Genomic DNA, 12,216 nt, shown 5'->3' on the forward strand with positions numbered 1-12,216 from the left:
CGCCGCCGCCCCAGCACGAGCCGGTTCACGGTCTCCAGCGCCTTCCGGGGATTTGCCGCCACCTGCCGTTGGAAGGCCGCCAGAAGCCTCGTCGCACGTGGCGCGGCGCTGCGAAGATGCCACGGACCATGGAGGCGCATACCTTCGCAGCATGGACTTCAACATCACCGCGGAGGAGGAGGCGGTCGTGTTCCACTTGGCCGCCCTCCGCGGCGCTGGCAGCTCCCCCACGGACGACGACGTGGCGGAGGAGCTGGGCGCCGAGATCCGCCCGCTGCTGCAATCCCTCCTTGAGAAGGGCTGGCTGGTCGTCAACGAGGAGCGGGAGCTGACGTTGTCGGTGATCGCGCGGGCTGCGGTCGCCAGCCGGCGGGATGCCGAGGGGCCGTGACCCCGCCCGCGCCCCTCAGGGGCGAATGCACGGACGGGGCGATCTGGACCGGTTGGCTTGGCTCAGGCAGTGAACCGGGGGGTGAGGGTGCCTCCAGCGCAGTGCCGCGTTCCCTCCGCCGAGCCAGTAGGACCGTTGATCGTTGGTGATTTGCTGACCGCCGATCCAGTAGGCGTGTGTCTCTGGGGTGATGGCGAGCCGAACAGCGGTGATGTCGGATCTACGGCGTCGTGCCAGGCCGACAGTGTGTTTTCGATGGCTTCCCAGATGGCGACCGGACCGCCTTGGCGGATGTCCACTGGTCGCCGTCGGCGGTGAGGGCAACTGGATGCCGGTGTAGACGACGAACAGGATCCCGCACAGCACCTTCCGGTCCTCCAGAACCCTCTTCCGGCCCGTTTGCCGGTGCCCAGGCGGCCGGGTCGGCAGCAGCGGCTCGACATCTCGACCACAACTCGTTGTCAACTACCCAGGGTTGAGGATGGCACTTGCTCACACCAATCCAACCGCTGCACCTGAGGAAGAAAATATTGCCCGGACGGGTGACGTCCCGGCACTTTGATATGAGTGCAGCGGTTAGGGATGCGGCAGTGCGTAGCGAGCGCAAGAGAACTGGGCGCTCCGGGGTGCGAGGTTCGTGACTCCGTCGTTGAGCGCAACTGCCAGAAGGGATACGGATCGTGAAGATCGCAAAGGTTGCTGCGGGTGTCGCCGGAGCCGCGCTGGCTCTGGGAGTGGCGTCACCGGCACTTGCCGCTCCCGCGGCTGGTATCGACAACCTGGTGGACAGCAGCACGGTCAGCAAGAACGAAGTGAAGAACCCGCTCAAAGACATCAACGCCGATGTGTTGATCGGCGGGTTGAGCAAGGTCGCCGACAAGCTGGCCACGAAGAACGACCTCGCCTCGAAGACCAACGCCCTTGGCGGCGCTGCCACCCGCTGATCGTCGGCAGGTGAAGGCTTCGGCGCCTCGCTACCTGGGGCGCCGAACGCGTTTCAAGCCTGAAATCCTCGCGGGTGCCTAACTGCGAGTTTCAGAATGCGATGCGTAGTCGTGTCAAACAGACGATGGGGCAGGCGAGTTCAAGGAGTCCTTGGTGGATGTCGGCTCGTCGTTCCCAGCGAATGCGAAGGCGTTGAACTGGTGGAGCCAGGCGAAGGTGTCCACCACCACCCACCGCGTCTTGCCGAGTCTGGAGCCGATTGGGGTGCCGCGGTGGGCGATCTTCAGGCTCCGGTCCTCTCGAATGCCTGGTCGATCGCCGGGGCGAGTGAGGTCGCGTACTACTCCGCGTGGCTCGTCAGTGTGTATTCGTCGCTCCTGTCACCAACCATGTCACGCCAGTGCTTTTCAGCGGAGCGGATGAGGTCGTCACCGAGGCGTTCGAGGAATCGGCCTGCCAGGGCGAGCCGGGATCCTGCGGCGGTCTCAGCTCCGAAGAGTTCGGCGCCGCGCAACGCGGTGGCGGCGAACCGCTGATTGGCGGCGACGCTGGCCGCGACGGTCCGCAAGCCCGCCTTGTCGTCGAGGAAATACCGGTGGCGGCGGCCACGGTCATCGCGACCGCGGCGGATCAGATCCTGCCCTTCCAGCAGGCGGACCGCGTGCGAGATGGTCGCCGCGCTGACTTGCAGGTGCTGCGCCATCTCGATGGCGGTGCGACTGCCACTCTCGGAGGCGAACAGGCAGGCCATCACGCGGGCGGCAGTGCGCGGCAGGCCGGTTTCGACAAGTGCTGTGGTGAGGTCGGTGACGAACGCGGCCGTTGCGTCGGGGTCGGGGCCGAGGTGCTCGATGGTCCGCTGCACCGGGGCGGGGGGCTGCGGCCGGCGCTGGGCTCGGTGGGTGGTCGCGAGCTGTGCCAGTTCCGCGCGGTATCGGGCAGGCCCGCCGTTGCGCGCGACCTCGCGGCCCACCGTCGAGGCGGGACGGTTCAGCCGTCTGGCGATATCGGCGTAACTCAGGCGCTGCGCCAACCCCGCGGCGATCTGTTGCCGGTCGGCTCTGGTCAGCCTGCGTCCTGGCATCGGGTCGGTTCCTCTGACTCGGTCATCTCGGCACACAGTGTGCGCACTGGCCGCCGATCGTTGCAACACCCGCTCCTTAGCCGTGCATTGACCATCACTGTCATTGCAATCGACAGTTGCGTAGCTGACCAGCGCAAAGAGCGCGGTCCCGAGGAGGTCGCCGTTGACTGGCATTTCGACTCGTACCTAACGTTCCACTCCGATCGCCGAACACACGTGTCAGGTGGTCTCCCAGGGAGAAGCGAGGTGGCAGCGCGGCGAAGGGTCGCCGTCGCGCTGAACTCAAGACGCACCCGAGTCGTCCATGCGATCCGTCCGCCGAACCGATTCCCATCGACGTCCGGTGAGTCGCGGCAACAGATGTCGATCGATTGTCAGGAGCATCCCATGCGAGCCAAAGGCATCACCTACGACACCGGCTTCACTCCGGGCGGAAAGAGTTCGCGGCCCGTCTTCGACGCCGACGCGGTGCGACGCGAGATCCGCGTCATCGCAGACGACCTGCACTGCGATGCCGTGCGGATCACCGGCGGTGACCCTGGGCGACTTGCCCTTGCGGCCCGACACGCCGCCGATGCCGGGCTTGAGGTCTGGTTCTCCCCATTCCCTTGCGAACTGTCCGCCGAAGAGCTGCTGCCCTACTTCGCCACCTGTGCCGACCGCGCCCAGGAGGTGGGAGCGGACGTCTTCGTCACCGGCTGCGAGCTAAGCCTGTTTGCCGCCGACATTCTCCCCGGAGACGACAGCCTCGCCAGAATCGAAGCCCTGACCAAAGGCTCCCCCGAGGCATTGGCCGGGCTCGCCGAGGTTCCTGCCCGGCTCAACTCCTTGCTGGCCAACATCGCAGAGACGGTGCGCTCACGGTTCCGCGGAAAGATCACCTATGCTTCCGGAACGTGGGAACAGGTCGATTGGGCACCCTTCGACATCGTCAGTGCGGACGCCTACGGCGATGCCAGTGACGCCTTCCGTCAGGGCTTGCGCGAGTATTTCCGGCACGGTAAGCCGCTCGCGGCGACCGAATTCGGCTGCTGCACCTACCGGGGCGCAGCCGAGCGCGGCGGCATGGGCTGGGTAGATGTCATCGATCACGACGCTGATCCGCCCCGCATCAACGGCGATTACGTCCGCGACGAGAAAGAACAGGCCCACTACCTGCGCGAGATGCTCGCCGTCTTCGACGAGGAAGGCGTGGACACCGCCTTCTGGTTCACCTTCGCCGGCTACGAGTACCCGCACCACGCCGACCCACGTTTCGACCTCGACATGGCCTCCTACGGGGTATGCAAGCTGATGCCCGACGGCAGCCTCGCCCCCAAGCACTCCTTCCACGCCATGGCCAGGGCGTACCAATCAGCAACGTCAGCATTGCCTGTCCAGGGTGAGGAAGGCCCTACTGATGTTTCAGAATGCCGTGCGTAGTCGTCTCAAGCAGATGATGCTGCAGACGAGTTCGAGGAATCCGTAGTGGAGGTTGGCTCACCGAGGCTGCGGTGACACCTGATCGGGCTGGTAGATGGTCTCCCACGGCACTTGATTCCAGGGGCTGTTGGGGTTTGCGGGGTCCAGCAGGCGCTGCACCGCCTGGATGGTGTCCTCCTGCGACCCGGCCCACTCACGGCCGACGTTCTGCATCCAGATCTGGCGTCCGGCTACGAAGTCGTCGGCGAATGCTCGCCAGGACCCGTACGTCTGCGCCACAGGCGCCGCCGCACGCGCCAACAGCTGCCAGGCGCCGGCCTCGTCCACGTATCCGGCGCCGAAGCCCGACCTGACGACCGAAACGTAGCGGCCGAAGTCCCAGGCCACCGGCGGGTGCCCGAGTACCGGTGCCATCTGCATCCGGTGCCCCTCAGCAGCCAGCCGGTGCAATGCCGCCTGCAGGCTTTCCGGCGAGGTGATATCCCAGCTCTGCGCCAGGCTCACCTTGCAGTTACTGGGGTTGATCCGCTTCAGCGGGTACAGCATCAAGTGGCCGTGACCCCACATGCGCTCCGTCAGAATCGCATCGAGCGAAACCATCCACCGTTGGTGCGGCGTCAGCACGGCGGGGTAACGCCTCTTCGCCGACGGCCCGAACGCCATCTTCAGCAGGGACGAGGCAAGTATCCAACCACTCATGGCCAGCGATCTTCACAGACCGTTGACCAGCAGGTCAAACAGGGCCTCAACGCTCCGGCCTCTCCCACACATTCACGCTTCCGCGACGCTCTTGGGAGACCGAACCGCCGGTAGCCGGGGCACGCTGCTCTACGCGCCCCGGCATCATGCGGCAGCCTTCAGCGGAGATACTCCTCGATCAGTTCCGCGCCGCGGACCGCTCCGCCGCTCTCCCTGACGACCTTGCGCATCCGGTCGAGATTGGCGCGCACCGTGTCGTCGGCCACGATGCGGTCGACCGTGGCACGCAACGACTCGGCAGTCACCGTGTCGGGGTCCAGCCGCTCTCCGAGTCCCAGTTCCTGCACCCGCCCGGCATTGGCCGCCTGCTCGGGCATTTGCGGAACGGCGACCAGTCCCACCCCGTAATACAGGGCCTCCATCGTGGAGTTCATTCCGGTGTGGGAGACGAAGGCGTCGGCATGCTGGAGCACGGCCAACTGCGGGAAATGCGACCGGACGTCGATGGTCGGCGGAATTTCTCCGAGCTCGGCCGGGTCCAGGCCGCCTACGGTCATGGCCACTTGATAGTGACCATCGCCGAAGGCATCGATGCAGGTGCGGTAGAACTCGGGCCGGTCGTTGAAGACCGTTCCGAGCGAGATGAACAGTACGGGAGCCTCGGGATCGGCCGGCGACCACGGTTCGGCGTGCTCCCGGTTGCCCACCGAGGGGCCTATGAACTGGAACCGTTCATCGAAGGTGTCACCGGCCGGCTGGAACTGCCTGGGTATGAACACAAGGTTCAGATCTTCGGTGGCGTCCAGTACGTTCTCCGGGGCGAGCGCGACACCGTGTTCGGCGGAGAATTCCGCACAGGTGGCGGCGAGTTGGGACAGGATGGGGTTCTCGTCGCCGTGCCCCTTCTTGATGGCGTCGAAGAGCGAAAACTCTTCGTTCGAGGCGAAGTTGGGAATGCACCGTACGGCGGGAAGGCCCAGTTGCTCGGCGACGACCCGGCCCGGCCAGTTGAAGCCGTCGTAACAAATCACGTCCGGCGACTCGGCGGCACAGTAGTCGCGCACCGCCGGATACACCGAACCGCTCATTTCCGCGAACAGACGACGCATCCAGGCGGCGATTTCCTCCGGGCCGAACTCCCGCGGCGGGGCGGTGAGCAACTCGGGTGAACACTGCAGCTCCACCCAGTGTGCGCCGGCCTTGGTGACCGCGTCGGCGTGCTCCGCGCTGGTGGCGTAGTCGACCCGGTGTCCCCGCCGCACGAGTTCCTCGACCAACGGCAGTGTGGGATTGACGTGCCCGTGTCCGAAAAGGGCTACGAATAGCAAGTGTTTGGACATGTCACAGATCCTACCCAACCGTGATCTCCACCCCTCGGCCCCCCTGCGATCGCCAGTGATCTCGGCGTAAGCCCAACTCCCGTAGCTGGTAACGCACATGCGGAGCCAGTCGTACGAGTTCCACAGCGAGCCGGCTTCCAACTCCTCCGGAAACGAGTCCTGCTGTCGTAACCAGTAGTGACCGTCGGCCATGACGCACAGCGGTCAGCCCTGGCGGCCCTCGGAAAAGGTGAACTCCATGAGGAGGTTCTCTGCTTCGCTCGACACCTGCCGGAAGCCGGCCTTCTCCCAGGCGCGCACTGCCCGCACGTTCCCTCTCACGGGATCGACTGTCACGCGCCGCCATCCAAGATTCCCGCCCAAGTGCGCAAGGAGCGCGCGAGCGGCATCCGGCCCCAAGGCCCGGCCCCGCGCCTCCGGTGCCAACACCATGTCGATGCCGCCTTCAGCCACGCCAGCGTGCCAGTACTGCGCGTAGCCCACCGGTGTGCCCTGTGCCAGTACAAGGAAAGACTCCACACGCGGCCGACGCCGCCCGACGTACTTCTCGGCCACCTCGTCACGCGATATCGGTACGCCACCCCAGTGCTCGACGAAGTCTGGGGAAGCGAACCATTGGGCCAGCAGGTCCACATCATCTTCGGTCGTCGGGATGAGACGGGTCAGCACTCCGTCGAGAACTACTCCATCGGCCATCAGTCACTCTCCCCTTCGACTTGGAAGCGCACGCATGACGGAAAGTTACGGCATCACGGAAGTTGAGCCAGAACCCGCGAACCGACAGCACCTGGACACGAGATTGAACAGCACCCGAAGCACTGCAGAAATCCAACAGTTCAGTAGTCCTCGACCGGCAGCCGGACCGGCGGAAGTTGCCGGCTGAGGCGTCACACGGAGCCCTCACAGCCGCCGTGCCGGTCCCGACCCTGCTGGAGGCTCCCTCAAGTCACGTCGCCTCACCGTCGGCGCGGTCGTCGTCGGCGTACGGCTGCGCGGGCAGGGCCCGGCCGGCGGACGCGGATTCCACTTCGCCTATGTCCTGCGGTGTGAGGTCGAGGTCGGAGATCTCGTCGTCGCCGGGTCCCGCTGCCGCTCTTCGGGCCTTGCGCCGGTCGTGGAGAAGCGAAAAGGCAACGGCGGCGAAGTAGAACGCCCAGATCGGCGCGGCCATCGCCAGCATGGTCAGCGGGTCGGTGCTCGGCGTCGCCACAGCCGAAAAGACCGTGATCCCCATGATCATGCCGCGCCACCAGCTGAGCATCCGCCGGCCGGACAGCACTCCGGTGAGGTTCAGCATCACCAGCAGCAGCGGCATCTCGAAGGACAGGCCGAAGACGACCACCATGCGGGTGACGAGATCGAGCAGATCGTCCAACGGCAGCAGGTTGTCCACCCCGCGCGGGGTGAAGCTGATCAGTACCTTCGCGGTCTTGGGCAGCACCTTGTAGGCGAAGAAGGCGCCGCCGAAGAACAGCGGGACGCCCGCGCCGGCGAACGCGTAGGCGTATTTCCGCTCGTGCTTGTGCAGGCCGGGGGCGACGAACGCCCACAGCTGGTACAGCCATACCGGCGAGGCCAGCACGACGCCGGCCATCAGGGACACCTTCAGCGCCAGGGTGAAGGGCGCGAGCAGGCCGCTGATCGTGATCCGCGCGCAGGCGGTGTCCGCGGTCTGCTTGGCCAGATCGGCGAAGGACGTCGGGCAGCCGACCGAGTCCAGCACCGGCCTGGTGAGGAAGTTGACGATGCCCTTGTAGGAGAAGGCCGCGGCGATCGTGACGACCAGGATGGCAAGGACGGCCTTGGCGAGCCGGTTGCGGAGCTCACGAAGATGCTCCGCGAGCGGCATCCGCCCCTCGGGATCCTGCTGCTTGTTGCGGGCCGACTGGGACACGCCAGTCCTCATCTCGTGCGGCAGACCGGAAACTACCGGCCCTGCGTTGGTACTTGATCGTCTCCGTCATGCGGGGGGCGCGAGGTCGCCACGGCGCCGGTTGCGGCCGGTAGCGCGTCCAGGAGGCAGTGGGTCCAGATCGGCGCCACTCACCGCCAGCTGATCTGCCGTGCCCTGCCCGGCCCGAGGGCGGGCGGCTTACGACGGTCCTCGGGCCGTCCACGCGCCGCGCTCGGGCCGGGAAACAGTGCTGCCAGGGACGCGCAGGACCGGGCACGGTCTCAGTGTCTGGTCGTGCTGTCCTTGGGCGCGGTGCGGGCGGTGGCGGTGTCTCCGGGAGCGCCCGAGACCGTCCGCGGTCCCGGTGCAGGCTCGGGCTCGGGGCGTGGCTCGTTCGAGGCGCCGTCGTCCTTCATGGCGTTGGTCTCGCTCTTGAGGATCCGCATGGACTTACCCAGCGCCCGGGCCGTGTCGGGGAGTTTCTTCGAGCCGAAGATCAAAACCACCACCGCGACCAGGATCAGCAGGTGCCAGGGCTCCAGCGCGTTGCGGAACATCGTCACACCACCCTTTCGAACACGTCGGCCTTCATGCCGGACTCGGTGATCCGTGCCGCTTGTTCCTGCGCGGCAGCGGTGGGAGCGGGAGCGCGCGCGGTCTCGTGCGCGGGCGCCTGGGAGGCGGTTTTCCGGTGCACCTGGAACAGCCGATGGGTCGTCGCGTTCGGGCGCGGTGCGTTCATCGGCTTTCCCTGGCGTGACCGTCCCTGTCGCCGACCGGCGAGATGTTCACGCGTGGCCGTCGGGCAGGGAAGGCGAGGCGAGTGGCGTCGGCCGGCTGCTGCGGGGGCGTGCCGGGTGTCGATGTCGTTGCGGGTCATGTCTCCTTCTTCCTGTCGGGTCGGGGTCGATTCAGATCCCGGTGCGCTCGGCGGCTGTCCAGGCGGCGTACTCCTGGCGGACGTAGAGGCGGCGGCTGGGGGCGAGCGTGATCGTGTCGGGGTGGTGCGGGCCGGCCACCAGGTCGGGATGGCGGCGGTCGTGCAGGACGAGTCGTTCGGCGGTCTCTGCGGCGGCTGCGACCGGGCCGGGGCGGGGGTCGTCCAGGGCCATCCGGTCCATGAGGGCGGCCCGGCGTAGCCGCCAGGTGCGTTCGGCGGCCGTCGCATCGACCGGGGGGCCGGTGACGGGCCTGGTCTGGCGGCCGTCGCGTTCGGCCCCGAGTGCGAGCACGTGGTGCATCTCGCGGCGCAGGTCCGGCGCATTCGCGTACGCCTCGTGCGGGGGCGGGGCGCTGATGCTCTCGCCGCTGTTCGGGGTCGGCGTGACGTTCGCGCTTACGCATCCGTCGGTACGTACGGGCTGGCGCCGCAGCGGTTGACACAGCACCGTGTCGTGGTCGGGATCGGGGTCGCCGTGATCAAGGGCCGATGGGTGTGCCGCGGACCGGATGGGCACCTGGGGCCGCGCTCGGACTGCCGTCGACGGGGCACGGCTTGTGGGTCGCGAAGGCCCACTCGGCGGTTCGTCGGGTGACCCGGCGCCGCAGCCGCCTCCGGTGACCCGTCGCTGTGCGGCGGTGCCGGTCCCGGCAGGGGGTCGCAGCTCGTGCGGAACGTCCGGCCCGGTCATGGCGAGCACCTCAGACAGGCGCGGACTTCGCGGCCGCTGCGTGTCTGGTGAACCTCGGTCGACTGGGCGAGGTACTGGACGATGCCGGTGCCGCGGCCGTGTTCGTCGGGGGCGATGTCGGGGCGATGGTGTTCCACGGTCGTGCCGGAGTCGGTGACCACAATGTGCAGAGTGCCGTCGTCGAGTTCGAGCAGCAGGGTCATGTGCTCGTGGCCGTACTGCGCGGCGTTGGCGGCGAGTTCGTCGACGATGAGAACGGCGGAGTCCCGCTCGCTTGCGGGCACACTCCAGGTCTCCAGCAGATCGGCCGCGAAGTGACGAGCGGCGGAGACGTGCGCCTCCTGCGCGGGCAGGGTGAGCAGCGCCTGGTGGCGGCCGGGCCGGCCGAGCAGCGAACTCGGGCTGGGGAAATCGGTCACAAACATGGTCTTCTGGCTCTTCTGTGGAGGTGCGGAGGCCGGAATGGGGGTGGCCGCCGACAACTTCGGGAGTGGTGGGGAGGCGGGATCCTGAATGGGCGCGCTCATTAAGTTCCACGGGCCACGCATGCCGAACGGTTCGAGCCCTTCGCCCCTTTTGTTCGACTTCTTGCACGTCGTGTCACCGCCGGCGGCCTGGCCCACTCGCCTCTGTCAGAGCTTGATGCCGAACTCGGCCGAATCAGGCACCGGCGGCTCGGTCTCCTCCCCCGTGGTCGTCCGGACGGCCTTGCGGGAACCCCACGCCGTAGAGCCGGACGAACGTCCCTGCCCGCACCCCGGCTTGGTCGCGCCACTTGGGGTGCCGGCATCCTGGATCCTCTTCTCCGGGCTGCACGGACTTCGGAGGAAAAAGGGAGAGTCGAGGCCGCCGGCCGTTCGGCGAACCGCAACCGCATACCGCTGCTCGCGCCGGGGGAACATCTCGGCCGGGCCGCCGTAAAGACCGGGCGGTGCCATCGGCCACCCGGACGGGGAGTGCACGACCCATCGGCGCTCGGCACACGCTGGCATCAAGTCGGCCGAGGACTGGGCCGATTCGTTGGAGCCAGGGGGAGGGTGACCAGGGCCCGACCGTCCTGGTCTCGCGTCACGCCCGGATGGTGACCAGCTTCTGACCGTTGCCCGCGTGGATCTCGAAGTGCTCGATGGCTCCCGGGGACATGGCAACCGCTCCTTGGATCGTGGTGCCGGGAGGGTACTTGCCTGCCCGCCAGGTAGCGACGTCCGTCCTGGCTCCGCCGGGCCCGATCGCCTGTAGATGGCAGGTGATTCCGGCGGGTGCCCCCTTGGCGGAGACCTGTACGACACTGCCCCAGGCAGAGGGCGAGACCTTCACCGAGGCGGTGACGCCGGTGGCGGGATCGCTTCCGGCGAAGGTGCGCCAGGCGGCCGGCGCGGTGGGCCCAGGCGGCGTCGCCTGACTGCCCACGGATCCGACAGTCGCCAGCCAAGTGCCGCCGGCCGCCGCCGCGATGAACGTCAGCGAGGCGGCAGCGCCGGCCAGTTGCAGACGCCAGGTCCTGCGGCGCCGGGAAGCGGCCTGCTGGAGCAGCCTCTCCAGCACACCCCCCTCCGGCACCTGCGACGCCGCGGGCGCGGCGGGCCGTTCGTGCACGGAGCCCTGCGCGCCTTCGGCTGCCCGTGCCACCAGCCGGTCGGCCAGGTCCCCATCGGCCGTCGGCACCGTCCGGCCTGCGGCTTCGGCTTCGGTCACCGTCGCCAGCAGCGCGGGCAATCCCGCCAGCTGGGCGTGTTCGGCCCGACATTCGGCGCACTCCGCGAGGTGGACGCGTACCCGTTCCATTTCCGCCGAGGGCAGCGTGCTCAGGACGTATCCTCCCAGCGCCAGCCGGAGGGAGTCGTGCTCCGCACTCATGGTCGCCACCTCCCGCCCGCCACGGTCATGGCGCGATCCCCCGTTCCTGTAGCGCCAGCCGCAGGGCGTGCAGGGCGTAGTGCGTACGTGACTTCACGGTGCCCAGCGGGATGCCCAGCACCTGTGCGGCCTCCACCATGGTCCGGCCACGGAAGTAGGTCTCCAGCAGGACGGCGCGGTGGTCCGGCGACAGCGACCGGACCGCGTCGGCAATCGCCCAGCTCTGAAGTGCCTGCTCGATATCGTCCTCGCCGGGTTTCTGCTCGGCGGCTCGCTCCAGCACCTCGCCGCCGGCCTCGGCCGGCCTGGCCTGCCGGGCCCGGTGGGCGTCGATGACCAGGTGCCGGGCGACCGTACACAGCCATGCCCGGGCCGGGCCGCGTGCGGGGTCGAACGCGGCGGGATGCTGCCACGCTCGCAGCATCGTCTCCTGCACCACGTCCTCCGCCCATTGCCGATCTCCTGAGGTCAGTCGCAGCACGTAGTGGAACAGGGCTCCTGCGTGCTCCGCGTACAGAGTGCGCAGCAGTTCCTCGTCTGCGGTCGAAAGGGTCCCTTTACCAGTGACACGGTGCGCGGAGCGATCCGGATCGGTCCTTGGACCACGTTTTCTGGAACTCCAGGGCATATGTCGATCATCGCGCACATGTACCGCTTTGTCCCGTAACGCACGGCACGATACGGGTGACGCTCTGTGAGTGCCGCGGGCGATACGTCCCTGCCGCCCTTGCGGCGCCACCAGGACCCAGCGAGTGCGCCGCCCACAGGAGGCCGGCTGATCCGCGGCTACGCCAAGAGGTCTCGCAAAACAAGAGGGCTCACAAAAAGTGCATATCCATCGAACCGTGGGAGCCCCGCCGTCCGTGGAGCCGGACAAGAGTCGACTTACGCGCAACTCCTCATCGATTCCCCACGCGGCAAAGGAGGGACCAGAGGTGACCGAAAAACACCAC

General features: G+C 67.5%; 14 protein-coding genes and 1 pseudogene. 3 read left to right on the plus strand and 12 right to left on the minus strand.

Annotated elements, in window-relative coordinates; translation table 11 throughout:
* Nucleotides 1-151 precede the first annotated feature (151 nt).
* On the plus strand, nucleotides 152-391 hold the full coding sequence (locus B1H19_RS01345) for a hypothetical protein (RefSeq protein ID WP_083102440.1): 240 nt from the start codon (nucleotides 152-154) through the stop codon (nucleotides 389-391).
* 680 nt (nucleotides 392-1,071) lie between these two features.
* Nucleotides 1,072-1,335 (plus strand): hypothetical protein, encoded by a 264-nt coding sequence (locus B1H19_RS38450; protein WP_159027923.1) that lies wholly within the window; start codon nucleotides 1,072-1,074, stop codon nucleotides 1,333-1,335.
* Nucleotides 1,336-1,426: 91 nt separating this feature from the next.
* Here the strand turns inward: B1H19_RS38450 and B1H19_RS39145 are convergent.
* Nucleotides 1,427-1,620, minus strand: a pseudogene (locus B1H19_RS39145) (IS5/IS1182 family transposase); the annotation flags it as partial.
* 56 nt (nucleotides 1,621-1,676) lie between these two features.
* Nucleotides 1,677-2,420: a helix-turn-helix domain-containing protein gene (locus B1H19_RS01355; RefSeq protein ID WP_083102442.1), complete on the minus strand. Its 744-nt coding sequence runs from the start codon at nucleotides 2,418-2,420 to the stop codon at nucleotides 1,677-1,679.
* A 387-nt stretch (nucleotides 2,421-2,807) separates the two neighbouring features.
* Between B1H19_RS01355 and B1H19_RS01360 the strand changes: the two genes are divergently transcribed.
* Nucleotides 2,808-3,842, plus strand: coding sequence for a hypothetical protein (locus B1H19_RS01360; protein ID WP_203237064.1), 1,035 nt, complete (start codon nucleotides 2,808-2,810; stop codon nucleotides 3,840-3,842).
* A gap of 57 nt (nucleotides 3,843-3,899) precedes the next feature.
* Here B1H19_RS01360 and B1H19_RS01365 read toward each other — a convergent pair whose 3' ends face one another.
* The 10 genes from B1H19_RS01365 to B1H19_RS01410 all read right to left on the minus strand — a co-directional run bounded on the left by B1H19_RS01365 (nucleotide 3,900) and on the right by B1H19_RS01410 (nucleotide 11,891).
* Nucleotides 3,900-4,541 (minus strand): DUF1266 domain-containing protein, encoded by a 642-nt coding sequence (locus tag B1H19_RS01365; RefSeq protein WP_083102443.1) that lies wholly within the window; start codon nucleotides 4,539-4,541, stop codon nucleotides 3,900-3,902.
* Nucleotides 4,542-4,699: 158 nt separating this feature from the next.
* A complete protein-coding gene (locus B1H19_RS01370) occupies nucleotides 4,700-6,073 on the minus strand; it encodes a macrolide family glycosyltransferase (RefSeq protein ID WP_237289012.1) in 1,374 nt (457 codons plus the stop codon).
* A 12-nt stretch (nucleotides 6,074-6,085) separates the two neighbouring features.
* Entirely contained in the window at nucleotides 6,086-6,577 is a 492-nt protein-coding gene (locus tag B1H19_RS01375) for a GNAT family N-acetyltransferase (RefSeq protein ID WP_083102445.1), read from the minus strand.
* A 250-nt stretch (nucleotides 6,578-6,827) separates the two neighbouring features.
* Complete coding sequence (tatC, locus tag B1H19_RS01380) at nucleotides 6,828-7,775, minus strand: twin-arginine translocase subunit TatC (protein ID WP_083102446.1); 948 nt, start codon at nucleotides 7,773-7,775, stop codon at nucleotides 6,828-6,830.
* A 281-nt stretch (nucleotides 7,776-8,056) separates the two neighbouring features.
* Nucleotides 8,057-8,332 (minus strand): Sec-independent protein translocase subunit TatA, encoded by a 276-nt coding sequence (gene tatA / locus B1H19_RS01385; RefSeq protein ID WP_083102447.1) that lies wholly within the window; start codon nucleotides 8,330-8,332, stop codon nucleotides 8,057-8,059.
* Between the two features lie 2 nt (nucleotides 8,333-8,334).
* Nucleotides 8,335-8,655 (minus strand): hypothetical protein, encoded by a 321-nt coding sequence (locus tag B1H19_RS38455; protein WP_159027924.1) that lies wholly within the window; start codon nucleotides 8,653-8,655, stop codon nucleotides 8,335-8,337.
* A gap of 31 nt (nucleotides 8,656-8,686) precedes the next feature.
* Nucleotides 8,687-9,232: a hypothetical protein gene (locus B1H19_RS01395; RefSeq protein WP_237289015.1), complete on the minus strand. Its 546-nt coding sequence runs from the start codon at nucleotides 9,230-9,232 to the stop codon at nucleotides 8,687-8,689.
* A gap of 170 nt (nucleotides 9,233-9,402) precedes the next feature.
* Nucleotides 9,403-9,831 (minus strand): ATP-binding protein, encoded by a 429-nt coding sequence (locus B1H19_RS39495; protein WP_237289019.1) that lies wholly within the window; start codon nucleotides 9,829-9,831, stop codon nucleotides 9,403-9,405.
* Between the two features lie 643 nt (nucleotides 9,832-10,474).
* Nucleotides 10,475-11,263: an anti-sigma factor gene (locus B1H19_RS01405; RefSeq protein ID WP_083109358.1), complete on the minus strand. Its 789-nt coding sequence runs from the start codon at nucleotides 11,261-11,263 to the stop codon at nucleotides 10,475-10,477.
* A gap of 25 nt (nucleotides 11,264-11,288) precedes the next feature.
* Nucleotides 11,289-11,891 carry a sigma-70 family RNA polymerase sigma factor gene (locus B1H19_RS01410; RefSeq protein WP_083102449.1) on the minus strand — a complete coding sequence of 201 codons (603 nt, stop codon included), beginning with the start codon at nucleotides 11,889-11,891 and terminating at the stop codon, nucleotides 11,289-11,291.
* Between the last annotated feature and the right edge of the window lie 325 nt (nucleotides 11,892-12,216).

The organism is Streptomyces gilvosporeus, from assembly GCF_002082195.1.
Taxonomy (GTDB): domain Bacteria; phylum Actinomycetota; class Actinomycetes; order Streptomycetales; family Streptomycetaceae; genus Streptomyces; species Streptomyces gilvosporeus.

Coding starts and splice junctions, on each gene's coding strand:
- B1H19_RS01345 (WP_083102440.1), top strand. CDS start 152: ATGGACTTCAACATCACCGCGGAGGAGGAGGCGGTCGTGTTCCACTTG.
- B1H19_RS01355 (WP_083102442.1), bottom strand. CDS start 2,420: ATGCCAGGACGCAGGCTGACCAGAGCCGACCGGCAACAGATCGCCGCG.
- B1H19_RS01360 (WP_203237064.1), top strand. CDS start 2,808: ATGCGAGCCAAAGGCATCACCTACGACACCGGCTTCACTCCGGGCGGA.
- B1H19_RS01365 (WP_083102443.1), bottom strand. CDS start 4,541: ATGAGTGGTTGGATACTTGCCTCGTCCCTGCTGAAGATGGCGTTCGGG.
- B1H19_RS01370 (WP_237289012.1), bottom strand. CDS start 6,073: ATGGCCGACGGTCACTACTGGTTACGACAGCAGGACTCGTTTCCGGAG.
- B1H19_RS01375 (WP_083102445.1), bottom strand. CDS start 6,577: ATGGCCGATGGAGTAGTTCTCGACGGAGTGCTGACCCGTCTCATCCCG.
- tatA (WP_083102447.1), bottom strand. CDS start 8,332: ATGTTCCGCAACGCGCTGGAGCCCTGGCACCTGCTGATCCTGGTCGCG.
- B1H19_RS38455 (WP_159027924.1), bottom strand. CDS start 8,655: ATGACCCGCAACGACATCGACACCCGGCACGCCCCCGCAGCAGCCGGC.
- B1H19_RS39495 (WP_237289019.1), bottom strand. CDS start 9,831: ATGTTTGTGACCGATTTCCCCAGCCCGAGTTCGCTGCTCGGCCGGCCC.
- B1H19_RS01405 (WP_083109358.1), bottom strand. CDS start 11,263: ATGAGTGCGGAGCACGACTCCCTCCGGCTGGCGCTGGGAGGATACGTC.
- B1H19_RS01410 (WP_083102449.1), bottom strand. CDS start 11,891: ATGCCCTGGAGTTCCAGAAAACGTGGTCCAAGGACCGATCCGGATCGC.